The sequence below is a fragment of the Paenibacillus sp. RC73 genome (genome assembly GCF_044908085.1).
In the GTDB taxonomy this organism is placed as follows: Bacteria; Bacillota; Bacilli; order Paenibacillales; family Paenibacillaceae; genus Paenibacillus; species Paenibacillus terrae_A.
Genome location: NZ_JBIYCV010000001.1, coordinates 338,214 through 360,993, shown reverse-complemented (window position 1 = coordinate 360,993; position 22,780 = coordinate 338,214). Strand labels below are relative to the sequence as shown.

Genomic DNA, 22,780 nt, shown 5'->3' with positions numbered 1-22,780 from the left:
TTCGCGTTTGTAATCGCCGCAGGGTGCTCGTACACGCTGTCGGTAAACAATATGCTTTTTTGTAAGAATTGAGAACAGGCGGCGCAGAGTTGGTTTCGATGAGATAGGAGAAGTTAAGGCTGTGAGGGGGGAGAACCGATGAAGCGAATAAACCAGAATAGAGCTTTTTTTACAACCGGATATGTTCTGATCCTGGCCGCTATGGTCTATGTGCTGGTATATATGCCAACCCCATATCTGATCTATGGACCCGGTGGGGCAAATGAAATCAAGCCGATGGTAACCATTCAGGAAGGCGACCGAAGCGAACGGGGGACCTTTATGATGACGACGGTATCTGCGCGTTACGCTAATGTCATTATGCTGGGTATATCGAAGCTGGATGCCAATTCGGAGATTCAGCGCAAGGAGGATCGACTGCACGGCAGGAGCGAAGACGAATATGCAGCAGAGCAGGTGTGGTATATGGGAGATTCCCAGTCTTCTGCGATGGAGGCTGCTTATGCCCGGGCCGATATTCCTTATCGCATTGTGCCGGATTATGTGTATGTATTTAAGGTGCCCGGCTCAAATAGTATGTTTCATCCCGGAGATGAAATTCTGGAGCTGAACGGGGTGAAGGTGGCGGATAATCGTTCCATCCGAAACGCCTTGGAGGATGAAAAGGCAGGAACCATGGCCAAAGTGAAGCTAAAACGTGATGGCAAGCTGCTGACGGTGCAAGCTCCATTAATGACCATCACAGACAGCGAGACGGGCAAGCAACGACCCGGTTTTGGAGTCAGCATTGCCACGGTTCAGAAAGTAGAGCCGAAGGATGAACGTAAAACGATTCATTTTACGTCAACAGATGTAGGCGGACCCTCGGCTGGTTTGATGTTTACGATGGAGATCTATAACCAACTGACACCGGGTGATCTGAGCAAGGGATATCGTGTTGCCGGTACGGGTACGATTGATAAGAGCGGTAAAGTTGGAGCGATCGGCGGTGCAAAGTATAAAATTGTCGCCGCTGACCGTCAGGGTGCTGAATTGTTTTTCGTCCCGGCGGACAATTATAAGGAAGCCAAGGCCAAAGCCGAGCAAATCGGAACCAAGATGAAGCTCGTTCCGGTTCGCAAGCTTGACGATGCGTTAACTTATATGGAAAAGCTCCCGATCAAACCATGACGGGCGGCCGCAAGTAATCGGCATACATGTCACGGATGGCGGGACGTGGCATTCCGGCCGCGTGTATGGCGGCTGCGGCTGTATCCCAGTCCAGATGGGGATGCGATCCGGCTGACAGCTTGACCCATACCGGAAGGGTGGCTGTCTGCTTCATCCGGGCCAGCAGCTCGCGTCCGGCACCGTTAAAGCCGAGCACGCGGATATAGCCGGGGGCTTTCGCCAACTCGGAGGGAGCCATATCCGCCTTGGCATGATTCAGTAAAATATGTGTGAACATACGTTGAAGCTTCGTACGCGTGTAGCGCTTTGTCTTGACGGCGGCTAGTAATGCCTCTACGGAGGGCTGGGGCAGCGTGTACAGCGATTGCCGCAGGCGATGCTCCAGCCCTTCGGTAACTTCGTGCAGCTCCGCCAGCTGCTGAGGGCTGCGCGTGATGAGAGCGTTCAGCAACGGCTGGCTGAACGCTTCCCATTGCAGCGGCGCGCGTCCGGCTTGCCATTCGCGCCGTAAAATCTCCAGCGTCGCCGCAGGCATGTACGGCGACGCGGCCTCCGGCCCGCCGTCCAGCAGCAGACGGCGGATGGCCGTGGCGCTGGCGATGACTCCGTCCGCGGGGGCCACGGCTTCGTGGTAGCCCGATCCCGTGCGGGCTACGGTGAAGGGCTTGATTGCGCTGTCCAGCCGTTCCAGCGCAATCAAGTAATGCAGCCCCAACGTATTGTTGGGCTGCTGCATGAGGGCGGCTAGCGCAGCGCCGTCCGTCCCTTCAGCCGCGAGCGCGGCTGCGGCCCCCGCGTAAGCGGCGGGATAGCTTGCGCCGCTGCTCAGGCGCTGCGCGATGCCGGCCTTGAGCTCGGCAGGCTCCGCCGCCAGCACGCGGGCCAGCGCTCGCAGCGGGGCGATGTCGCCGCTCTCGCTGCCGAAGCAGAGCGCGTCGACGACGCCAGTGGCGCGGAGCAGGGCGACCGCCCCGTGGGCGAACCATTCTGCGGGCTGGACGGCATAGGCCACAGGCAGCTCCAAAACCAGGTCCACACCCATGGCAAGTGCCATTTCGGTGCGGGACCATTTGTCCACAATCGCGGGTTCCCCCCGCTGGAGGAAGGGACCGCTCATCACAGCCACCGTGCGCTGTGCGCCAGTGATGCGAAGAGACTCCTTCCAGTGATGAGTGTGACCGTTATGCAGCGGGTTGTATTCTACAATAATACCGAGGGTTTTCAAGGCTGTACGTCGGCTCCTTTCTTTTGTTGCTAGTCTGGTGACTATCCTAGAAATGATGGTTATCCATCAGCTAATGATTGTTCTTAGGGGCAGCGATGCTGCTTTTTCGTGATCGGAAATGAACAAGGCCATTGAGACCTGGAGAAAAAAGCTTTATACTCGCATTATTGTACACGAAGAGTGGCGGGGGTACGAATACTCACAGGTACATGATCCGCAACGTATTTTCGCTTTCGCATAAAACTTGCGAAACCATTGGAAAACCGATGAGATTTGTGAGAGGTGTAAAGTGAAAGGTGTTGACAAACGACTCGATCAGTCGGTATAATAATTTTTGTTTGTTTGGAGTGATAGTGATGCAACTATTTTTTCGCAAAGTAGCAACAAGTGATGGTCCTTTTCCGATCCGTGAAGCTCTTAATGTGAGTGAATTGGTGGATGATCGTCCTGATGTTACGGCCGTTTCCCCGCTGGAGACCGATTTGGTCGCCGTTAGTCTGGGTCAAGGCTTGATGAGCGTGGAAGGCACGTTGACCGCAGGTCTGGACATGCTGTGCTCACGCTGTTTGAGTCCGATGCACGAGGATTTGAAGATTGAATTCCGTGAACGGTTCAAGCAAACCTCTTCGGTTGGCGAAGAGGAGGATGAAGATGGCGAATTTATCGCAGTGACGGGGGATTCCTTCGATATTGCACCGTATTGTGAAGAGCTGTTTGTACTGCACGTGCCATTTGCGCCTGTGTGCAGTGAGGATTGTCAGGGGATCGCTCCTGCGGCCGGACAAAACTGGAGCGTTGGCTCCGATGACAGTACCGATGATGATACGCAAAAGATTGATCCGCGTCTGGCAGGGCTTAAGGATTTTTTTAAATGAGAATTGAGTTCAATTCTGACAAATCATCATCCACTTGTGCGGAGGAGTTAATCGACGCATGGATGTTGCAGGCTTGATTCACCGGCTGTGAGTTAGCTGCTTCCGGCAGTTTCCTTCAGTCTTGAATGAGATAAGAAGTCACACCCGTTATACGGGTTGATCTGGTTAAGGAGGTGGGAATAATGGCAGTACCTCAACGGAGAACATCCAAAACTCGTCGCGACAAACGTCGTACTCACTTTAAACTGGCAGTACCAGGTATGGTGAAATGCTCCGAATGCGGCGAATTGAAACTTGCTCACCATGTGTGCAAAGTTTGCGGAACGTACAAAGCTAGAGAGATTATCTCTCAATAATGTCCGATAAGCGGATTCTTTGGAATCTTCGCAGGAAAAGTAGCGCTTCACTCTAGTGAGGCGCTACTTTTTTTGTCTTCGTACTTTCTTTTTGCGGCGGCATGCTATATACTGTTTTAGTACCAGGTTCTAAGAAAGAAGGGCCGAAGGGGTTCTTTATACATACAAGATGACAAATCGGCATGAAGCATTCGCCGCTAGCACGTGAAGTAACCCGAACTGTCGGCTGAACGGTAGTTTATTGCAGGGAAAGGAGGCGCCACAGATATCGAACGTTTGCCAAAGAGACAGAGACAGCAACGGCTGACTCAATTAATTGATGAGAATCCGTTCGTAACGGATCAGGAACTGACGAGACAGCTTAAGGTGAGCATTCAGACGATTCGGCTGGATCGGATGGAATTGGGTATCCCGGAGCTGCGGGAGCGACTGAAGCTGATGGCTGAGCGTTCTTACGATCAGGTTCGCTCCCTGCCTTTACATGAAGTGATCGGGGATATCGTTGATCTCCAGTTGGACAGAAGCGGTATTTCCATTTTTGAAATTAAAGAAGAGCATATCTTTTCACGTACCGGCATTGCGCGGGGGCATTATGTGTTTGCCCAGGCCAATTCATTGGCTGTTGCCGTGATTAATGATGAGATAGCGTTGACCGCTTCAGCAGATATTCGCTTTGTCCGCCCCGTTCATTTGGGAGAAAAGTGCATTGCCAAAGCATATGTGCGTTCAAATCCCGAGCAAAAGGGAAAAGCCAAAGTGGAAGTGTTTGCTTACGTGGGAGAAGAAATGGTGTTCCAGGGGAACTTTATCATTTACCGCTCCACAGAGGAAGAGTATAGCGAAGGAGGAAGTCAGCATGCGGATCGCCATTGATGCCATGGGGGGAGACAATGCTCCCGAGGCGACAGTAGAGGGCGCGTTATCTGCGGCGGCGGAATGGAAGGATACAGACATTACGCTGGTTGGTGACCGGGAACGAATCGAATCGGTGCTGAACGGCAGAGTGTTGCCTGCGAATCTCAGCATTCGCCATACATCTGAAACGATAGATGCGCAGGACGAGCCTGTGAAGGCAGTACGACGTAAAAAGGATGCCTCGATGGTCGTAGCTGGCCGAATGGTCAAAGAAGGCGAAGCGGATGCCATGATATCGGCAGGTAATACGGGTGCGCTGATGACGACAGGGCTGCTGGTGGTCGGGAGAATGGAAGGCATTGAGCGCCCTGCTCTCGCACCGATGATTCCGACGATTGACGATCAGGGTGTGCTGGCGCTGGACTTGGGAGCTAATATGGACGCGAAGCCCGAACATCTTGCCCAATATGCGCTGATGGGTAGCTTGTACCGCCAAAAGGTTCATGGTGTGGCTTCCCCCAGAGTGGGTTTACTGAATGTTGGGACGGAAGCCGGGAAGGGCAATGAACTGACGAAACTGGCTTTCCCTCTGATTGAGCAGTTGCCTGTTAATTTTGTAGGTAATGTAGAGTCCAGAGACGTTCTGACCGGGAATTGCGATGTGCTGGTGTGTGACGGATTCGCCGGAAACATCATGCTGAAATCGCTGGAGGGTACGGCGGGTACGATATTTTCTCTCTTAAAGGAGCAGTTTAGTAAATCTTTAAAGACCAAGCTAGCAGCGGCCCTGATTATGCGTGAGCTTCGCGGTTTGAAAGATAAGCTGGACTACAAAGAGCATGGTGGCGCTCCATTGCTGGGGCTGAGCGGGCTCGTCTTGAAGGGTCACGGTTCATCTGACGGCATTGCCGTCAAAAACGCGGTAAGACAGGCCCGTACGGCCTTGCAAAACCAGTTGGTGGAAAGTATATCCAAGGAAATCAGCAGGAAGTGAGTGACGATATGAATAATTTGCGATCGGTTGGTGTTATCGGAACAGGGAAATACGTGCCTGAAAAAATATTGACGAACAAAGATTTGGAAGCAATTGTGGAAACAAGTGACGAATGGATTGTCAGTCGTACAGGAATTCAGGAGCGCCACATTGCGGCTCCAGAGCAGGCCACATCCGATCTGGCTTATGAAGCAGCGATTAAGGCATTGGCATCCGCAGGTATGACCGCACAGGATTTGGATCTGATCATTGTGGCTACGGTTACGCCGGACATGGCGTTTCCTTCGACTGCCTGCATTCTTCAGGACAAGCTTGGAGCCAAAGGCGCAGCGGCTTTTGATTTGTCTGCGGCATGCTCAGGGTTTGTATATGGGCTGGCAACTGCGACGAGCTTTATTAAGACGGGCATTTATAATAATGCGTTAATCATTGGGGCAGACTGTCTTTCCCGAATCACGGATTATACAGACCGCAATACTTGTGTTCTTTTCGGAGACGGTGCAGGAGCTGTAGTAATTGGTGAAGTACCTGAGGGTAGAGGATTCCAATCCTTTGATCTCGGTGCCGAAGGAGCAGGAGGCGGATTGCTTAAGCTGGAAGCTGGCGGTTCACGTTTGCCTGCGAGTGCGGATACTGTGGAAAACAAGCAACACTATATTTATATGAACGGACGCGAAGTATTCAAGTTCGCGGTACGTGTTATGGGAACGGCAACTGTCGATGTGCTTGAAAAAGCGGGGCTTTCCAAAGATGATATTGATTTGTTCGTTCCGCATCAAGCCAATATTCGCATTATTCAATCGGCGATGCAGCGTTTGGATCTACCGGAAGAAAAGGTTATCATTAATGTTCATAAATATGCGAATACATCAGCTGCATCAATTCCTCTTGCGCTTGTAGAAGCAGCCGAGGAAGGTCGCATGAAGGAAGGCGACCGGGTATTAATGGTGGGCTTCGGCGGTGGTTTGACTTGGGGCGCGTCGGTTCTTGTCTGGTAAGAAAGCGGCGGGTTTGATACAATATTGAATTTGTCTGGTACTTTACAGGACAAGCATTGGATACAGAGAGGTGCATACACGATGGGCAAAACGGCATTTATATTTCCCGGTCAGGGTTCACAAGCTGTAGGTATGGCTAAAGATGTTTATGAAGCGGTTCCTGCAGCAAGAGAAGTGTTCCGCCAAGCGGACGAACGGTTGGGTTTTGCGCTAAGCTCACTGATTTTTGAAGGTCCAGATACAGCCTTGAAGCAAACATCCAATACGCAACCTGCGCTGTTGACGGCGAGCATTGCGTTGTATGAAGCGTTCAAGGAAAAGGGCATTCGCCCTGATTACGTGGCTGGACACAGTCTTGGAGAATACAGCGCGCTCGTTGCTTCTGGCGTACTTGCATTTGAAGATGCAGTTGAGATCGTTCGTACTCGTGGGGAGTTCATGGAGCAAGCCATTCCTGACGGACAAGGCGGGATGGCTGCTGTACTGGGAGCCGACCGTGAAGCGCTGTCGACACTATGCCGTGATATTACGGAATCTGGTCAACTGGTCGAATTGGCGAACATCAACTGCCCGGGGCAGATTGTCGTATCCGGTGCGAAGGAGGGCGTAGCCGCTGTCGCTGAACGCGTGAAGGAAGCGGGTGGCAAACGTGCTATTACTTTGGAGGTCAGTGGTCCTTTTCATTCTTCGTTGATGAAGGAAGCAGCGATTAAGTTGTCCGGCAAGCTGGAAGACGTAGCTTTCTCCAAAGCTCAGGTTCCGGTTGTAGCCAATGTCACAGCGAAACCTGTGCGTGAGGGTGGCGAAATTCGCCAGCTACTGGTCGAGCAGGTCTATTCCCCGGTATTGTGGGAAGACAGTGTAGCATGGCTGCTGGAGCAGGGAGTTGACACTTTTGTCGAGTTCGGACCGGGCAGTGTTTTGACCGGACTGGTTAAAAAGATCGACAAAACGGTTAAGCTGTATAATATAAGCAGCCTGGAATCGCTTGTTTCGGTAACGGAAGCCTTGGAGGCCCGTTAAAAGTAGCAATTATCGCCTTAACGGTTATATACTTGCAAGGGGAGGCTGGATGATGTCTAAGCCATTAAGTGGAAAAACGGCGCTCGTTACAGGGGCGTCACGGGGGATCGGCCGCAGTATCGCATTGGCGTTGGCTGAAGCAGGCGCTAATGTAGCGGTAAACTACGCTGGTAGTGAAGCGGCTGCGGCAGAGGTTGCGGAGCAAATTCGTGCCAAAGGCGTGGAAGCTATTACGGTTCAGGCTAATGTCGGTCGCGCCGACGAGGCAGATCGGTTAATCAAGGATGTGATCGGCGCTTGGGGCAAGATCGATATTCTGGTGAATAATGCCGGAATAACAAGAGATAATTTAATCATGCGTATGAAGGAAGAGGAGTTCGATCAGGTGATCGAAACGAATCTGAAAGGTGTGTTTAATTGCCTCAAGGCAGCGACTCGTCCGATGATAAAGCAGCGTTCCGGTCGGATCATCAATATTTCTTCCGTTGTCGGCGTACTCGGCAATGCAGGACAAGCCAACTATGTGGCTGCCAAAGCAGGGGTGATCGGTCTTACCAAATCGTCCGCGAGGGAGCTTGCTTCGAGAGGTATTACAGTCAACTGCGTAGCCCCAGGATTCATTGATACCGAAATGACACAGGTGCTTGCTGATGATTTGCGTGACAATATGCTCAGCGGTATTCCGCTGGCCCGTCTCGGACGGCCTGAGGAAATTGCGGATGTGGTGCTATTTTTGGCCTCTGATGCTTCCTCATACATGACGGGCCAGACTTTGCATGTGGATGGCGGCATGTACATGTAGCTACATGTAGCTAATCCGCATGCCCCGAAGAAGAGTAGTGATTGAAAACTCTCTTCTATGGCATTTTAATTGTAATTTTCGTATAATACCTAAGGAGGAGGTGAGCCGGATGTCCGACGTATTGGAGCGCGTAAAGCGCATTGTCGTTGACCGTTTGGGAGCCGACGAAGCCGAAGTTACACTTGAAGCATCTTTCAAAGATGATTTAGGTGCTGATTCTCTCGATGTAGTTGAATTGGTTATGGAATTGGAAGATGAGTTTGATATGGAAATCTCTGATGAAGATGCAGAGAAAATTACAACCGTAGGTGAAGTTGTAAAGTACATACAATCTCATACCTAATTCAAGTCAACAAAGTCCCGTTCTGTTACAGGCGGGACTTTCTCCTAATCATACAGATTGAACTAAAGACGGAATTGCCGCGTGTTCTTGAGCTTGGCTCGGCATGACTTAGTCAAGGGTGGGAGTAAGCGGCATTACTAACTTTAGTTGATTCTATATTATTTTTGCACACAAGAGCGTACGGCCTTGAAATACAATATGCAGTAGACATAGAGGTGATTATCTTTGAAACAACGTGTTGTCATAACAGGAATGGGTGTAATCACTTCGCTGGGACAGGATTTGAACACACTGTGGGATAATCTGATGGCTGGAAAATCTGGCGTCAGTGAAATCGAAGCTTTCGATACCAGTGAATATACAACGAAAATTGCGGCTTCTATTAAGGATTTTAATCCTGAGGATTATATAGAGCGCAAGGATGCCCGAAAAATGGATCGTTTTGTACAATTTGCTGTTGCCGCCAGTAAATTGGCACTCAAGGATAGCGGACTCGTAATCGGAGAGAACGCCGATGCCGAGCGTGTTGGTGTATCCGTTGGCTCCGGTATTGGCGGATTGGGTACCTGGGAGGATCAGCACAATGCGCTGATTGAAAAAGGACCTAAACGCGTAAGCCCTTTCTTTATCCCGATGATGATTGCTAATATGGGTTCCGGTCAAGTGTCGATTTCACTCGGCGCTAAAGGACCTAATACATCACCGGTTACGGCTTGTGCAACGGGTAGTCATGCGATCGGCGATTCGTTCCGCATGATTCAGCGTGGTGATGCTGACGCTATGATTTGCGGCGGAGCTGAGGCAACTATTCGTCCTATTGGAATGGCTGGCTTTTGTTCGATGCGGGCGATGTCCACTCGTAATGATGAGCCTGAGAAGGCAAGCCGTCCTTTTGATACAGACAGAGACGGATTTGTTATGGGCGAAGGCTCCGGTGTTCTGATTCTGGAATCGTTGGAGCACGCATTGAAGCGCGGCGCACGTATTTACGGCGAAGTGATCGGCTACGGTCTGTCCGGCGATGCACATCATATGACAGAGCCAGATCCGGATGGTGCAGCACGCTGTATTAAAATGGCGATCCGCGACGCAGGGTTGAATCCTGAAGATATTGATTATATCAATGCGCATGGTACATCCACGCCAGTCGGTGACAAATCGGAAACAGAAGCGGTTAAGAAAACGCTTGGAGACCACGCCTATAAAGTGGCGATTAGCTCAACCAAGTCAATGACGGGGCATTTGTTGGGTGCAGCTGGCGGTGTTGAAGCCGTGATTTGCGGATTGGCTCTCCAGCATCAGACCATTCCGCCGACGATTAATCTGGATAATCAGGACCCGGCTTGCGATCTTGATTATGTACCTAACGAGCCGAGAAAAGCGAAACTGAATGTAGTGATGTCCAATTCCTTCGGTTTTGGTGGTCACAATGCTACGGTTATTCTAAAAAAATATGAAGCGTAAGGGGTCAGTTCGTTGAGTGGAGACTTGAAGCAATTACAGCAGAAACTTCATATTCAATTCAACAACCGGCAGCTTCTGAAGCAGGCCTTTACGCACGCTTCCTACGTAAACGAACATCGGTTCAGTCAGCATGCAGACAATGAGCGGCTTGAATTTTTAGGCGACGCAGTTCTGGAGCTGACCGTATCCGAGCAATTGTACAATCAGTACCCTAACCGGCCGGAAGGCGAGCTGACCAAGCTGCGTGCAGCCATTGTCTGTGAGCCTTCTCTGGTGAAATTTGCTGTCGGACTTGAGTTCGGGCAATATGTACTGCTTGGCAAAGGTGAAGAGCTGACAGGCGGACGTACTCGTCCGGCTCTGTTGGCCGATGTATTCGAAGCGTTCGTAGGCGCGCTTTATTTGGATCAGGGTCTGGATGCCGTCCGGTCGTTTCTGGAACGTTATATTTTTCCTCAAATTGTGTTAAACGGTAAGCTTCAGATGAGTGATTTCAAAACAGAGCTTCAGGAACTGACGCAGCATCATAACATGGGGATGCTTGAATACAAGATTGTGGAGGAGCGCGGACCTGCCCATGAGCGCGAGTTTGTAGCTGAGGTATATATGGGCAGCGAACGGCTGGGTACAGGTACAGGACGCTCCAAAAAAGAAGCTGAGCAGCAGGCGGCGGCAGTAGCCTTAAACCGTTTGAAACTGGCAGAATCGTAATCGGTACCTGAGCGGCCCGGACGGGTTACACGAGCAGGGGACACAAAGTAAGAGCAAAGGGCAGTCCGCGGGGAGTCCCGGCCCGCAATGGCGAATGGACTGCGTTTTGCTCTTTTTTCGTGGCTTTGCTACTGTAGCTTTGTATGTCTTTGCCGCGCTTTATCCGCGGTAGTCTTGTGCTACAATAGGGATAATTCTTGTTAACCAGGTAAACGGTGTTGTACAAGCATATTTAAATGTTAGAGGTGAGATTGAGTATGTTTTTAAAGCGCATTGAGCTGGCGGGCTTCAAATCGTTTGCAGATAAAACGGAGATGGAATTTGTCCGCGGCATTACAGCGGTCGTCGGACCCAATGGAAGCGGAAAGAGTAATATATCCGACGGTATTCGCTGGGTGCTGGGTGAACAGAGCGCCAAATCACTGCGCGGCGGTAAAATGGAGGACATTATTTTTGCGGGTAGTGATGCACGTAAGGCTGTTAATTACGGCGAAGTGTCGCTTACGCTGGATAATGAGGATCAGGCGTTGCCTCTTGATTTTGGAGAAGTCACGGTCACGCGGCGTGTGCATCGCAGTGGAGATAGTGAATATTTTATTAACCGACAATCATGCAGACTCCGTGATATTACCGAGCTGTTTATGGATACAGGTATTGGTAAAGAAGCTTATTCCATTATCGGACAGGGGCGCATTGAAGAGATTTTGAGTACCCGTTCCGAGGACCGCCGGGGGATTTTTGAGGAAGCGTCCGGTATCGTGAAATATAAATCACGTAAAAAAGATGCGGTTCGCAAGTTGGATGACACGGAGCAAAATTTGCTTCGGATTCATGATTTGGTCAGTGAGCTGGAGGATCAGATCGGACCGCTCAAGGAGCAGTCGGAAAAGGCAATCCACTTTAAGGAGCTGCGGGGTGAACTGAAATCGAAGGAAATTTCGATGTATGTCCATCAGATTGAACAGATTCATACCTCGTGGAGCGATGCGACTTCCAAGCTGGCTTTGTTGCAGCAGGAGCAGCTACAGCTGTCTACGGTGGTGTCACGTCATGATGCGATGCTGGAGAGCGATCGTAACGAGCTGCGTCAGCTGGAGGAGCAAGTGGAACGGCTGCAAAGGGATCTGTTGCAATACAGTGAAGCTACGGAAAAGAGCGAAGGCTACGGCGAACTGTTAAAAGAGCGCACACGCAATCTGGAGGCAAACCGGGAGCAGCTCATTTTATCGCTCAGCACAAGCGAATCACGTCATTCCGAGCGCAAAAGTGAGCTGGATCTACTGAACGAAAAACTGTCTGCATTGACTGTTGAGCTTGACGAGCTGCGTGAACGGCTATCCGACGAAGAGGCGAAGCTGATTGGTGTCACAGGTGGAATCAGCCAGGAGCAGGAGGAAAGCCTGAAGGGCGGACTGCTGGAGCTGATGAATCAGATGGCACAGGCCCGTAACGAAATCCGTTATACCGACCAGCAGAAGGAAGCGTTGGAACGGCGGGTGACTCGCGTAAGTGACGAATCCGGCAAATGGGAAGCCCAGAAAGCTGAACTGGAACAGCGTAAAAAGGGTTTGGAAACGGCTGTTCAGAAGCTTGGTCAGGAAATCAGCAGTCTGCGCAGCGGATATATTCAGGGAAGCGAAAAATACCAGGCGCTGCAAAAGCTGCTGGAAGAAAGCCAGGGTACTGTCCGCAAATGGGAACAAAAACGTGAGGCCCAAATTTCACGCCGAGATACGATGAAGGAAATGCAGGATGACTTCGACGGCTTTATGCTGGGCGTTAAAGAAGTGCTGAAGGCGGCACGCAAAGAAACCCTGCATGGCGTGCATGGAGCTGTAGCAGAGCTGATCCGGGTACCTGAGCATTTGGAGCAGGCGATGGAAACGGCTTTGGGCGCTTCGATGCAGCATATCGTGATGGAAAATGAATCGGTGTCCAGACAGGCGATCAGCTTTTTGAAGCAGCGTCAGCTGGGCAGAGCGACGTTTTTGCCTATGGATGTTATCCGTCCGCGTCAAATTGGGGCGGGTGAACGCCAAATCGTGGAAGGCGCCGAGGGTTTTGTCGGAATTGGTGCGGATCTTGTTCAGTATGATGAACGGTATGCTGGCATTGTAGGCAGCCTTCTGGGAAATGTGGTTATTGCCCGTACGCTGGAAGATGCGAACCGTATTGCGGCTCGTTGCCAATATAGATATCGCATCGTGACGCTGGAAGGCGATGTCGTCAATGCAGGTGGTTCCATGACAGGTGGTAGCCAATTCAAGAAAAATGCCAATTTGCTTGGACGTAAACGTCAGCTGGATCAGCTTGATCAGGATATTATCGATACGGAGCAACAAATTGCAAGGCTGCGTCAGAGCGCGGTAGATGCAAAACGTCAGTTGGAAGAGACACAGACCCGTTTGGACGAGCTGCGTCAGGGCGGCGATGTGAAGCGCGGCGAAGAGCAGCAGGCAGCAATGGAACTCAAGCAACTGGAGCATGAGCTTCGTCATGTTCTGGAGCAGGTGGCTGCATCTGGTCAGGAGAAGAAGGGTTTTGATCAGGAGATCAAGGAACTGGAAGCTTCCCGTGAAGAGGCGTTGCTGAAATTAGCTGCGCTGGAGGATGAAGAGAAGAAAACCCACCAGGCTATCCATGCCGCTGAATTTGCCCGTAAGGCCAACGAATCTGCGAAAGAACAGTTACAGGGAGAACTTACGAATCTCAAGGTAAGAGAAGGAAAGCTGGATCAGGAGCGTTTTTCACTGGAAGAACAGCTGCGTAGATTACGGGGAGATTATGATACCCTTGGCAAGGATTCGAGACAGAACAAGACCTTGCTTGCTTCCATCGAAGCTGATCTGCTGACCAATGAGCAGGAAAGCGTGAAGCAGATTGAAAATCTCAATCAGTATCGGCTTAAAAAGGAAGAGGCTTCGCAGCAATTGGAATTTAAGCGTGCTGCACGCAGTAGCTTGTCCAAAAAGCTGGAAGTGGCCGAAAACGAGACGAAAGAGCAACGCGTTCAGCTCAAGTCTGTCGAAGAACAGCTTCGCCAGACAGAAATTGGAGTGAATCGGCTTGATGTAGAGCTGGAGAACGTCCTGAAAAAATTGAGTGATGACTATGAACTCAGCTATGAGCTGGCCAAGCAGCGTTATCCGATACCAGAAGATATAGAAGGTACGCAGGCCGAGGTGCAAAGGCTCAAACGCGGTATTTCCGCATTGGGCGAAGTAAACCTGGGTGCCATTGAGGAATACCAGCGTGTGCATGAGCGTTATACGTTTCTCGATGAGCAGAAGTCTGATCTGGTCGAGGCCAAGACAACGCTCTATCAGGTTATTCGAGAAATGGATGATGAAATGTCCAAACGCTTCAAAGCCACTTTCGATGCCATCCGGCGCGAATTTGGTACGGTGTTCTCCAAGTTGTTCGGAGGCGGACGTGCTGATCTGGTGCTAATTGACCCGGAACGCATGTTAGAGACGGGAATTGACATCGTAGCCCAGCCGCCAGGAAAAAAACTGCAAAACTTGCAGCTACTGTCAGGAGGCGAGCGGGCGTTAACGGCGATGGCGCTATTGTTTGCCATTTTACATGTCAAGCCTGTCCCATTCTGTGTGCTGGATGAAGTGGAGGCCGCATTGGACGAAGCTAATGTGGTACGTTTTGCCCAATATTTGCGGGAATTCTCCGAGCAGACACAATTCATTGTAGTTACACATCGCAAGGGAACGATGGAAGAAGCCGATGTGTTGTATGGGGTTACGATGGAAGAAGGCGGGGTTTCCAAGCTCGTATCCGTCAAGCTGGACAATGATGAAGCTGAGATTGCCTGACATAAAATAACATACTTTCAGATCAACGGAGGGAACCTATGAGTTTCTTTAGGAAATTAAAGGAAAGCATTGCAAGCAAAACCGAATCCGTCACCAAACAGTTCAAGGACGGTTTAGAAAAAACACGCAAAGGATTTGTTGAAAAAGTATCGGATCTGATGATTCGCCGCAAGAAGATTGATGAGGAGTTCTATGAGGAGCTGGAAGAAATTCTGATCGGTGCCGATGTTGGCGTCAACACCGTTATGAACCTCATTGAAGACCTGCGAGGAGAAGTGAAAAAACGCAAAATCGAGGACGCATCCGAGCTACAGCCTGTATTATCGGAAAAGCTGTCTGAGTTGCTGCGGGGCAATGACAACAGTCAGCTTCAAATGAGCCCTGACGGGATTACGGTCATTCTGTTCGTCGGTGTCAATGGTGTCGGTAAAACAACAACAATTGGCAAGCTGGCGCACCGTTTTAAACAAGAGGGTAAAAAAGTGTTGCTGGCCGCCGGGGATACGTTCCGTGCTGGCGCGATTGAACAGCTGGAGGTATGGGGCGAAAGGGCTGGTGTAGAGGTCATTAAACAGCAATCTGGTTCTGATCCAGCCGCGGTTATGTTTGATGCGGTACAGGCTGCCAAGCAGCGTCAGGTGGATGTGTTACTGTGTGATACCGCAGGACGTCTCCAGAATAAAAGCAATTTGATGGAGGAACTGAACAAAATTTTCCGCGTAATCCAGCGTGAAATTCCCGATGCTCCCCATGAAGTACTGCTGGTACTCGATGCGACGACTGGACAAAACGCGCTCAATCAAGCCAAAATGTTTGGCGAGAAAAGTGGCGTAACCGGGCTGGTGCTGACGAAGCTGGATGGTACAGCGAAGGGTGGTATTGTCGTGGCGATCCGCCAAGAGCTGAATTTGCCGGTGAAGCTGGTAGGCTTGGGTGAAAAGGTGAATGATCTCCAGCCATTTGATTCCGAGCAATTCGTTCATGCGTTGTTCGCTGGGTTGATTCAGGAAGAAGGCGTAGATGAAACCGCTCTGGGTGAGGAAGAACAGGCTTAATCAGGTTTGTTGCAAGGTTGGACGAGGCTTTTTTGATCTTAAGACCTGCCAGGTCTGGGGCTAAGTAGGGTCCGGTTGCTGCGTGAGATCACAGGGATGTATAATGAAAGAAAAGGGTCTGTCGGCGCCGGATATGAATTTTTTGGATGTAAAAAAATATTTCACAGGAAGCCGGGTGAAGAACCAATGGCGAATACCTATACTTATTCCCGCCGGGAAGAAATAGCCAATGCGATCACACACGGAATTGGAGCCGTTTTAAGTGTCGCGGCACTTGTGCTGCTCATTGTTTTTGCAAGCTTGAAAGGGACCACTTGGCATGTCGTCAGTTTCACGATTTACGGAATTACGATGCTGCTGTTGTACACCAATTCCACGTTGCTTCATAGTCTGCGCGAAGGAAAATTGAAGGATTTGTTCGAGATATTCGATCATTCTTGCATTTACCTGTTCATTGCAGGGAGCTACACCCCGTTTATGCTCGTTGCACTGCGCGGGACATTAGGTTGGACGCTGTTTGGCGTTATTTGGGGAATCGCCCTGTTTGGTGTGCTATTCAAGGCATTCTTCACCAAGCGCTTCCTGTTCATGTCTACCGTGTTCTACATCGTGATGGGCTGGCTCATCACGATTGCCTGGAACCCGCTGGTGGCGGCTGTTCCCGCCGGAGGCATGACGCTATTGTTCCTAGGCGGTCTAATGTATACGCTGGGCACAATCTTCTATGTGTGGCGGGCGTTTCCGTATCATCACGCGATCTGGCATCTGTTTGTTCTGGCAGGCAGCATACTTCATTTTCTGGCTGTTCTGCTGTATCTTACCCCGGTAAGAGTTTAAACCCTAGTAGGCAAAAAGCCGATTCGTACTTCCGTTTAAGGGCAGTGAATCGGCTTTTTTTTGGTTGACAAGGGATAACGCTTGACATCTTCTTTTCTTTTATGTATGATAAGGATCGTTGAAAAGAACTGTAAAGTGTTTTTCCTTGACGATGGAGGTATACGCGATGAGTCAGGAGAATCGGCTGGAAAAGACAAACCGGATTAACCGACTGTTTGACTTCTATGAACCTCTGCTTACGGAGAAGCAACAGATGTTTTTGAAATATTACTTCCATGATGATTTTTCTCTGGGAGAGATTGCTTCGGAGTTTCAAATTAGCCGTCAGGCCGTGTATGAGCATATCAAACGTGCCGAGCAGGTACTGGAAATGTATGAGGAAAAGCTCGGGTTGCTCAGTAAACATGAGCGCAGAAGCCGAGATCTGGAAGAATTGAATACAGCGTTGTATGAGGCGTTCGGTAAAATCGGTAAACCCGATGAAGGCACTCTGCAACATGTTAATCAAATTGTAAATCGCCTGCAGGAATTGTAGGTCATATAGATTAGTAAACAAACAACCCTGGTAGACAAGGAGGTGCGGAAATATGGCATTTGAAGGATTGTCGACCCGCTTGCAAAATGTATTCAGTAAACTGCGCGGCAAAGGAAAAGTGTCTGAGGATGATGTAGCTCAGGCGATGCGCGAAGTACGATTAGCTTTGCTGGAGGCGGACGTTAACTTCAAGGTTGTAAAGGACTTTATTGCCAAGGTGAAGGAGAAATCCGTTGGCAAGGAAGTGATGGACAGCTTTACACCAGGTATGGTAATCATCGACATCGTGAACAAGGAACTGACCGAGTTGATGGGTGGCAGTCAAGCCAAGCTTGCCAAGGCAAACAAACCGCCTACGGTCATTATGATGGTGGGTCTCCAGGGCGCAGGTAAGACGACGACATCCGGCAAGCTGGCGAAGTTGCTGCAAAAGCAAAATCATCGCCCATTGCTTGTAGCTGGTGATATATATAGACCGGCTGCAATCAAGCAACTACAGGTACTTGGTGAGCAGATTAATGCTCCTGTATTTACGCTTGGTGATCAGACAAGCCCGGTGGAGATTGCAAAACAGGGCTTACAGCATGCCAAGGATAATGGTAATGACTACGTTATTATAGATACTGCCGGTCGTCTTCATGTGGATGAAGAGCTTATGGAAGAGTTGCGTCAGATTCATGCGAACGTCAAGCCGGACGAAGTTCTGCTGGTTGTTGACAGCATGACAGGTCAGGATGCGGTAAACGTCGCGGAGCACTTTAACACTAGCTTGGAGTTAACAGGGGTTGTACTAACGAAGCTGGACGGTGATACCCGCGGTGGTGCGGCCTTGTCGGTTAAGGCTGTGACCGGATGCCCGATCAAGTTTGCTACATTGGGTGAAAAGCTGGATGCGATGGAGCCGTTTCATCCGGAACGGATGGCTTCACGGATTTTGGGTATGGGCGACATGTTGTCCCTGATTGAAAAAGCGCAATCCAATATCGACGCCGATAAGGCGAAGGAAATGGAACGGAAAATGCGCAATGCTGAATTTACCTTCGAAGATTTTCTGGAGCAGATGGATCAAGTTAAAAAGCTTGGCCCAATCGACCAGATTCTCGATATGATTCCCGGCATGGGCAATATGAAGCAAATGAAAGATGTCAAAGTGGATGACAAGCAGATGGGCCGGATTGAGGCTATCGTTCATTCCATGACCACACAAGAAAAGCAAAACCCGGACATGATTAATCATAGCCGTCGCAAACGGATTGCTGTAGGCAGTGGAACATCACTGGCTGAGGTAAACCGCCTGATCAAGCAATTTGATGAAATGCGGCGCATGATGAAGCAGTTCTCAGACATGATGGGACCCAAGGGTGGCAAAAACAAAGCCCTGAAGCAGTTGAAGGGTATGGGTAAAGGTATGAAGTTTCCTTTCCGTTAAGGCCAATAGGCCGTTGGAATTATAGGATAACAATATACAGTCTACTTTTTGAAGGAGGTGAATTTTCGTGGCAGTTCGTATTCGTCTGAAACGTATGGGTGCACATAAAGCTCCTTTCTATCGCGTCGTGGTATCGGATTCCCGTTCCCCGCGTGACGGTCGTTTTATCGAAGAAATCGGTTATTACAACCCTATTACAGTACCAGCAGTTGTAAAAATTGATGAAGATAAAGCGTTGAAATGGTTGCAAGATGGTGCACAAGCATCCGATACAGTCCGCAACTTGCTTAGCAAAGCGGGCGTAATGAAAAAGTTTCATGAGCTTAAACAACAGAAATAAGGTGCTGATGCGGAGGGTCAACCATGGAAGAATTAGTGATAATCATTGCTAAGGCTTTAGTCGATCATCCGGAAGATGTAACCGTGAAGACCTTGGAGAAGGATCGGCTTGTCGTATATGAGCTTAGCGTGCATCCTGAGGATGTAGGCAAAATCATTGGCAAGCAGGGTCGTATCGCCAAGGCGCTTCGCACTGTGGTTGCATCAGCAGCCGTTAAGATGGATAAACGGGTTACCGTAGACATCATATCTTAAAGATATACGAAAGTGGGTTAGGATGTATGTCCTAACCCTTTTTCGTACATGATGAAGATGATATGGAGCGGGACCGATTATATGCAGGAGGAACACGATGCAGCAATTGTTTAATGTCGGGAAAATTGTGAATACACACGGAATCCGCGGCGAGCTTAAAATATTAACGACGACCGATTTCCCGGAGGATCGTTTTGCTAAAGGCAGTGAGCTGTTGATCATTCCTGCGGATGGTAAAGCGCCGATCCCTGTAACTATTGAAACAGCACGTTTTCAAAAAAATATGGTTGTAGCCAAATTCAAGGAATATCATAACATCAATGATGTTGAAAAGTATAAAGGCAGCTTATTGAAGGTATCCGCTGAACGGCTAGGCGAACTAGAGGAAAATGAGTTCTATTTTCATGAAGTTGTTGGCCTGGAAGTAGTGACAGAAGGTGGAGAAAAGCTCGGTGTGGTGAAAGAGATTTTGACACCAGGAGCTAACGATGTATGGGTAGTCACAATGCCTGATGGCAAGGAACTGCTGTTGCCGTATATAGAAGATGTCATTTTGGATGTAAACGTGCCTGAAAAACGGGTTACGGTACGGTTGATGGAAGGACTACTGTAATGCGGGTGGATGTGCTGACCCTGTTTCCCGAAATGTTTGACGGTGTATTTAATGCAAGCATTCTGGGAAAAGCAAGGGATAAGGGAATCATATCACTGCAAGCGGTTAATTTTCGCCAATATGCCGGGAACAAGCACGGTCAAGTGGATGATACACCCTATGGCGGCGGGGGCGGGATGGTATTGAAGCCTGACCCGATTTTCACTGCGGTGGAGGCGCTACTGGATGAGGCAGAGTGTCCAACCATATTAGGGAACACAGACGAAGTTGTTCAAGGTGATGAGGCTGGGTCGAGTGCAGGTTTGAAAGCTCCGCGTATTATTTTGATGTGTCCGCAAGGTGAGACTTTTACGCAAAAGAAAGCGGAGGAGCTTGCTAAAGAGGACCATCTTATTTTTATATGCGGGCATTATGAGGGCTATGATGAGCGTATTCGCGAATATTTGGTGACGGATGAGCTTTCTATCGGAGATTATGTGTTGACTGGTGGGGAACTGCCCGCCATGGTCGCTATAGATAGTGTGGCACGGTTGCTGCCTGGAGTGCTGGGCAATGAAACGAGTGCAGTAACGGACTCTTTCAGTACGGGGCTGCTGGAGTACCCGCATTATACCAGGCCTGCTGAGTTTCGGGGCTGGAAGGTACCAGAGGTGCTGTTGTCAGGACATCACGTTAATATTGATGTATGGAGACGGCATGAGGCACTGCGTCGTACGATGGAACGTCGACCGGATCTGCTGGAGCAGGCTGAATTGACAAGCAAGGAACGGGTATGGATAGAGGAACAGCGCAAGATGGATTGATCATGGGAAGAGTGTATTAAAGTGCTGAGCAATGAGGGGATTTGAAAGCAGGTGCTAACCTGTTTTATAATGTAATTAATTAAATATAATGTTTGGTCAAATCCCTTTTTCTTGTTGCAATGCGGTATCCTCCATGATACAATACATCTGTTGTGTGTAATACGGTGGTCCTCTGTGGATGATGAAGGAAACGGATGTGTTTCCAGAAGATGCATGAACACCTGTACGGAAGGAGGGAGTCATAGATGAATATCGTCCAAGCGATCACTGAAGAACAACTGCGTAAAGATTTGCCTAACTTTCGTCCCGGTGACACTTTGAAAGTGCACGTGAAAGTTATTGAGGGAACTCGTGAGCGTATCCAGTTGTTTGAAGGTGTTGTAATTAAACGCCGTGGTGGCGGAATCAGTGAGACTTTTACAGTTCGTAAAATTTCTTACGGTGTAGGTGTGGAAAGAACTTTCCCGCTTCATTCCCCGAAAATCGATAAAATCGACGTGGCTCGCCGTGGTAAAGTGCGTCGTGCGAAGCTTTATTATCTTCGTGAACTGCGCGGTAAAGCAGCGAGAATTAAAGAAATTCGTCGTTAATACAACGAATAACGAAAGGGGCTTGATTACAAGCTCCTTTCGTTTTTTCTACGTACATAGGGAACTGTGGATTATTGACCGTAAAGAGAGGACAGTGAGCTATGGAGCAAGAAGTAGGACAAGGAGCTATACAGCAGCCGACCGATCAGGATGGTACGCCCAAGCGTAAACCGAAAAATGAGATTTTTGAGTGGGTCAAGGCCATCGTTATCGCGTTAGTGTTGGTCTTTTTAATCCGTTGGTTTCTTTTTAAGCCGTTTATTGTGGATGGCCCGTCGATGCAGCCTAACTTTCATACCGGAGAACGTGTCATTGTAAATGAAATTTTGTATGATTTCCGTTCCCCAAAACCGGGAGAGGTAATCGTTTTTCATGTGCCGGATGAAGGAAGAGACTTCATTAAGCGCGTCATTGCCGTTGAGGGCGATACGGTTAAGGTAGAAGGTGACACGATTACGGTGAATGGTAAACCTATTCAGGAGCCTTACTTGAAAACTCCGTTGGAGGAAGCGCATCAAAATGGTGAGCTTTACAACAAGTTTACAAATTTCCCGAATGAAAATTTTAAGGATGGTAAAGTTCCCGCAGGACATATTTTTGTTATGGGGGATAACCGTTCCAACAGTACAGACAGTCGGATGATTGGATATATTGATTTGAAAGAAGTCGTCGGCCGTGCTGATGTTATTTTCTGGCCGGTGAAGGATATGAAGTGGATTAACCACTAGAACAACTAATATGCAGCATAGCTGCCGTAATCCTGACGCATAACCCTATGGGAAACGTTAGGAGTTACGATCAATGAGGTGATGACGGTGACGATACAATGGTTTCCTGGTCATATGACCAAAGCGCGCCGCCAAATTGAAGCAAAATTAAAGCTGATTGATTTGGTAATTGAGTTGATTGATGCTCGATTGCCGCTTTCCAGCCGAAATCCAATGATTGATGATATTTTGCAGGGCAAGCCGCGAATGATTATTTTAAATAAGGCAGATTTGGCGGACCCGGTAGTATCACAGCAGTGGATTGCCTACTTTAAGGAGCAAGGGCATATCGCTTTTCAGGTGGATGCTACAACAGGCACAGGGATGAAAGAAATTCCGGTTCAGGCCAAGTTGCTGCTTAAGGAAAAGATAGATCGGCAGATTTCTAAAGGTATGAATCCTCGTCCTATGCGTGCTTTGATTGTTGGTATACCGAATGTCGGTAAATCGACCCTGATCAACCGTATGGCAGGACGTAGCATTGCAGCTACGGGCGATCGTCCTGGGGTGACGAAGGCACAGCAATGGATCAAGATTGGTGAAATTGAGCTGCTGGATACACCGGGTATTTTGTGGCCCAAATTTGAGGATCAGAATGTTGGTTATCGTCTGGCGGTTACAGGCGCGATCAAGGAAGAGATTTTGAATGTTGAGGATATCGCTTTTTTCGCGACAAAATATTTGGTTCAATATTACTGGGATGAGCTGGCAGCGCGCTTTGAGCTGACTGAACGTCCCGAGGATACGGAAAATGCCGATGAAATTGTCAGTGTCATGGAAGCGATTGGACGTAAACGCGGCTGTATTGTCAGCGGTGGACGTGTAGATCTCGAAAAGTCGTCAAAAATCATTTTACGTGAGCTGCGTGCAGGTAAGCTGGGACGTTTCAGTTTGGAAGCTCCTTACTGATTCTG

At 49.3% G+C, this 22,780-nt stretch carries 24 protein-coding genes; 23 read left to right on the top strand and 1 reads right to left on the bottom strand.

Annotated elements, in window-relative coordinates; genetic code table 11:
- Positions 1-138: 138 nt before the first annotated feature.
- Positions 139-1,170 (top strand): YlbL family protein, encoded by a 1,032-nt coding sequence (locus tag ABH897_RS01680; RefSeq protein WP_283655600.1) that lies wholly within the window; start codon positions 139-141, stop codon positions 1,168-1,170.
- Here the strand turns inward: ABH897_RS01680 and ABH897_RS01675 are convergent.
- Positions 1,160-2,395 (bottom strand): nucleotidyltransferase, encoded by a 1,236-nt coding sequence (locus tag ABH897_RS01675; RefSeq protein WP_283655601.1) that lies wholly within the window; start codon positions 2,393-2,395, stop codon positions 1,160-1,162. The genes ABH897_RS01680 and ABH897_RS01675 overlap by 11 nt on opposite strands.
- Positions 2,396-2,751: 356 nt before the next feature.
- On the opposite strand from ABH897_RS01675, the gene ABH897_RS01670 reads away from it, so the two are divergent.
- The 22 genes from ABH897_RS01670 to ylqF all read left to right on the top strand — a co-directional run bounded on the left by ABH897_RS01670 (position 2,752) and on the right by ylqF (position 22,775).
- Entirely contained in the window at positions 2,752-3,270 is a 519-nt protein-coding gene (locus ABH897_RS01670; RefSeq protein WP_404519263.1) for a YceD family protein, read from the top strand.
- A 182-nt stretch (positions 3,271-3,452) separates the two neighbouring features.
- The gene (gene rpmF / locus ABH897_RS01665) at positions 3,453-3,626 is read left to right on the top strand and encodes a 50S ribosomal protein L32 (RefSeq protein ID WP_007429979.1); all 174 of its coding nucleotides are present in this window, start codon (positions 3,453-3,455) and stop codon (positions 3,624-3,626) included.
- 276 nt (positions 3,627-3,902) lie between these two features.
- The gene (fapR, locus tag ABH897_RS01660) at positions 3,903-4,499 is read left to right on the top strand and encodes a transcription factor FapR (protein ID WP_044644904.1); all 597 of its coding nucleotides are present in this window, start codon (positions 3,903-3,905) and stop codon (positions 4,497-4,499) included.
- Entirely contained in the window at positions 4,483-5,475 is a 993-nt protein-coding gene (gene plsX, locus ABH897_RS01655) for a phosphate acyltransferase PlsX (protein ID WP_283655603.1), read from the top strand. Before fapR ends, plsX begins: the two co-directional genes overlap by 17 nt.
- An 8-nt stretch (positions 5,476-5,483) precedes the next feature.
- Positions 5,484-6,473 carry a beta-ketoacyl-ACP synthase III gene (locus tag ABH897_RS01650; RefSeq protein ID WP_044644902.1) on the top strand — a complete coding sequence of 330 codons (990 nt, stop codon included), beginning with the start codon at positions 5,484-5,486 and terminating at the stop codon, positions 6,471-6,473.
- 81 nt (positions 6,474-6,554) lie between these two features.
- A complete protein-coding gene (gene fabD / locus ABH897_RS01645; RefSeq protein WP_283655604.1) occupies positions 6,555-7,496 on the top strand; it encodes an ACP S-malonyltransferase in 942 nt (313 codons plus the stop codon).
- 52 nt (positions 7,497-7,548) lie between these two features.
- A complete protein-coding gene (gene fabG / locus ABH897_RS01640; protein WP_283655605.1) occupies positions 7,549-8,298 on the top strand; it encodes a 3-oxoacyl-[acyl-carrier-protein] reductase in 750 nt (249 codons plus the stop codon).
- A gap of 109 nt (positions 8,299-8,407) precedes the next feature.
- On the top strand, positions 8,408-8,641 hold the full coding sequence (locus tag ABH897_RS01635) for an acyl carrier protein (RefSeq protein WP_007429985.1): 234 nt from the start codon (positions 8,408-8,410) through the stop codon (positions 8,639-8,641).
- Positions 8,642-8,866: 225 nt separating this feature from the next.
- Positions 8,867-10,105: a beta-ketoacyl-ACP synthase II gene (fabF, locus tag ABH897_RS01630; RefSeq protein ID WP_044644899.1), complete on the top strand. Its 1,239-nt coding sequence runs from the start codon at positions 8,867-8,869 to the stop codon at positions 10,103-10,105.
- A 12-nt stretch (positions 10,106-10,117) separates the two neighbouring features.
- The gene (rnc, locus tag ABH897_RS01625; RefSeq protein WP_283655606.1) at positions 10,118-10,816 is read left to right on the top strand and encodes a ribonuclease III; all 699 of its coding nucleotides are present in this window, start codon (positions 10,118-10,120) and stop codon (positions 10,814-10,816) included.
- A 257-nt stretch (positions 10,817-11,073) separates the two neighbouring features.
- The gene (gene smc, locus ABH897_RS01620) at positions 11,074-14,643 is read left to right on the top strand and encodes a chromosome segregation protein SMC (protein WP_404591030.1); all 3,570 of its coding nucleotides are present in this window, start codon (positions 11,074-11,076) and stop codon (positions 14,641-14,643) included.
- A 38-nt stretch (positions 14,644-14,681) separates the two neighbouring features.
- Positions 14,682-15,698: a signal recognition particle-docking protein FtsY gene (gene ftsY, locus ABH897_RS01615; RefSeq protein WP_283655608.1), complete on the top strand. Its 1,017-nt coding sequence runs from the start codon at positions 14,682-14,684 to the stop codon at positions 15,696-15,698.
- A 186-nt stretch (positions 15,699-15,884) separates the two neighbouring features.
- Positions 15,885-16,535 (top strand): PAQR family membrane homeostasis protein TrhA, encoded by a 651-nt coding sequence (gene trhA, locus ABH897_RS01610; RefSeq protein ID WP_044644895.1) that lies wholly within the window; start codon positions 15,885-15,887, stop codon positions 16,533-16,535.
- A gap of 166 nt (positions 16,536-16,701) precedes the next feature.
- A complete protein-coding gene (locus ABH897_RS01605) occupies positions 16,702-17,070 on the top strand; it encodes a putative DNA-binding protein (protein ID WP_283655609.1) in 369 nt (122 codons plus the stop codon).
- Between the two features lie 52 nt (positions 17,071-17,122).
- The gene (gene ffh, locus ABH897_RS01600; RefSeq protein ID WP_404519259.1) at positions 17,123-18,499 is read left to right on the top strand and encodes a signal recognition particle protein; all 1,377 of its coding nucleotides are present in this window, start codon (positions 17,123-17,125) and stop codon (positions 18,497-18,499) included.
- A 67-nt stretch (positions 18,500-18,566) separates the two neighbouring features.
- Positions 18,567-18,839, top strand: a complete 273-nt coding sequence (rpsP, locus tag ABH897_RS01595; protein ID WP_014281051.1) for a 30S ribosomal protein S16 — start codon at positions 18,567-18,569, stop codon at positions 18,837-18,839.
- A gap of 23 nt (positions 18,840-18,862) precedes the next feature.
- Complete coding sequence (locus ABH897_RS01590) at positions 18,863-19,093, top strand: KH domain-containing protein (protein WP_013309863.1); 231 nt, start codon at positions 18,863-18,865, stop codon at positions 19,091-19,093.
- Positions 19,094-19,190: 97 nt separating this feature from the next.
- Positions 19,191-19,706 (top strand): ribosome maturation factor RimM, encoded by a 516-nt coding sequence (gene rimM, locus ABH897_RS01585; protein ID WP_283655611.1) that lies wholly within the window; start codon positions 19,191-19,193, stop codon positions 19,704-19,706.
- The gene (gene trmD / locus ABH897_RS01580; protein ID WP_404591028.1) at positions 19,706-20,509 is read left to right on the top strand and encodes a tRNA (guanosine(37)-N1)-methyltransferase TrmD; all 804 of its coding nucleotides are present in this window, start codon (positions 19,706-19,708) and stop codon (positions 20,507-20,509) included. The genes rimM and trmD overlap by 1 nt, the downstream gene beginning before the upstream one ends.
- A gap of 245 nt (positions 20,510-20,754) precedes the next feature.
- Positions 20,755-21,099 (top strand): 50S ribosomal protein L19, encoded by a 345-nt coding sequence (rplS, locus tag ABH897_RS01575; protein ID WP_010346403.1) that lies wholly within the window; start codon positions 20,755-20,757, stop codon positions 21,097-21,099.
- A 101-nt stretch (positions 21,100-21,200) separates the two neighbouring features.
- On the top strand, positions 21,201-21,827 hold the full coding sequence (gene lepB / locus ABH897_RS01570; protein ID WP_283655613.1) for a signal peptidase I: 627 nt from the start codon (positions 21,201-21,203) through the stop codon (positions 21,825-21,827).
- An 87-nt stretch (positions 21,828-21,914) separates the two neighbouring features.
- On the top strand, positions 21,915-22,775 hold the full coding sequence (ylqF, locus tag ABH897_RS01565) for a ribosome biogenesis GTPase YlqF (RefSeq protein WP_134910182.1): 861 nt from the start codon (positions 21,915-21,917) through the stop codon (positions 22,773-22,775).
- Positions 22,776-22,780: the final 5 nt, after the last annotated feature.

Excerpts from the sequence above, each read along its gene's own strand:
- trmD (WP_404591028.1), top strand. The coding sequence starts at position 19,706 with ATGCGGGTGGATGTGCTGACCCTGTTTCCCGAAATGTTTGACGGTGTA.
- ABH897_RS01650 (WP_044644902.1), top strand. The coding sequence starts at position 5,484 with ATGAATAATTTGCGATCGGTTGGTGTTATCGGAACAGGGAAATACGTG.
- fabG (WP_283655605.1), top strand. The coding sequence starts at position 7,549 with ATGTCTAAGCCATTAAGTGGAAAAACGGCGCTCGTTACAGGGGCGTCA.
- rimM (WP_283655611.1), top strand. The coding sequence starts at position 19,191 with ATGCAGCAATTGTTTAATGTCGGGAAAATTGTGAATACACACGGAATC.
- ABH897_RS01635 (WP_007429985.1), top strand. The coding sequence starts at position 8,408 with ATGTCCGACGTATTGGAGCGCGTAAAGCGCATTGTCGTTGACCGTTTG.
- rpmF (WP_007429979.1), top strand. The coding sequence starts at position 3,453 with ATGGCAGTACCTCAACGGAGAACATCCAAAACTCGTCGCGACAAACGT.
- fabD (WP_283655604.1), top strand. The coding sequence starts at position 6,555 with ATGGGCAAAACGGCATTTATATTTCCCGGTCAGGGTTCACAAGCTGTA.
- ABH897_RS01590 (WP_013309863.1), top strand. The coding sequence starts at position 18,863 with ATGGAAGAATTAGTGATAATCATTGCTAAGGCTTTAGTCGATCATCCG.
- plsX (WP_283655603.1), top strand. The coding sequence starts at position 4,483 with ATGCGGATCGCCATTGATGCCATGGGGGGAGACAATGCTCCCGAGGCG.
- ffh (WP_404519259.1), top strand. The coding sequence starts at position 17,123 with ATGGCATTTGAAGGATTGTCGACCCGCTTGCAAAATGTATTCAGTAAA.
- lepB (WP_283655613.1), top strand. The coding sequence starts at position 21,201 with ATGGAGCAAGAAGTAGGACAAGGAGCTATACAGCAGCCGACCGATCAG.
- ABH897_RS01605 (WP_283655609.1), top strand. The coding sequence starts at position 16,702 with ATGAGTCAGGAGAATCGGCTGGAAAAGACAAACCGGATTAACCGACTG.
- ABH897_RS01680 (WP_283655600.1), top strand. The coding sequence starts at position 139 with ATGAAGCGAATAAACCAGAATAGAGCTTTTTTTACAACCGGATATGTT.
- smc (WP_404591030.1), top strand. The coding sequence starts at position 11,074 with ATGTTTTTAAAGCGCATTGAGCTGGCGGGCTTCAAATCGTTTGCAGAT.
- rplS (WP_010346403.1), top strand. The coding sequence starts at position 20,755 with ATGAATATCGTCCAAGCGATCACTGAAGAACAACTGCGTAAAGATTTG.
- ABH897_RS01670 (WP_404519263.1), top strand. The coding sequence starts at position 2,752 with ATGCAACTATTTTTTCGCAAAGTAGCAACAAGTGATGGTCCTTTTCCG.
- ftsY (WP_283655608.1), top strand. The coding sequence starts at position 14,682 with ATGAGTTTCTTTAGGAAATTAAAGGAAAGCATTGCAAGCAAAACCGAA.
- trhA (WP_044644895.1), top strand. The coding sequence starts at position 15,885 with ATGGCGAATACCTATACTTATTCCCGCCGGGAAGAAATAGCCAATGCG.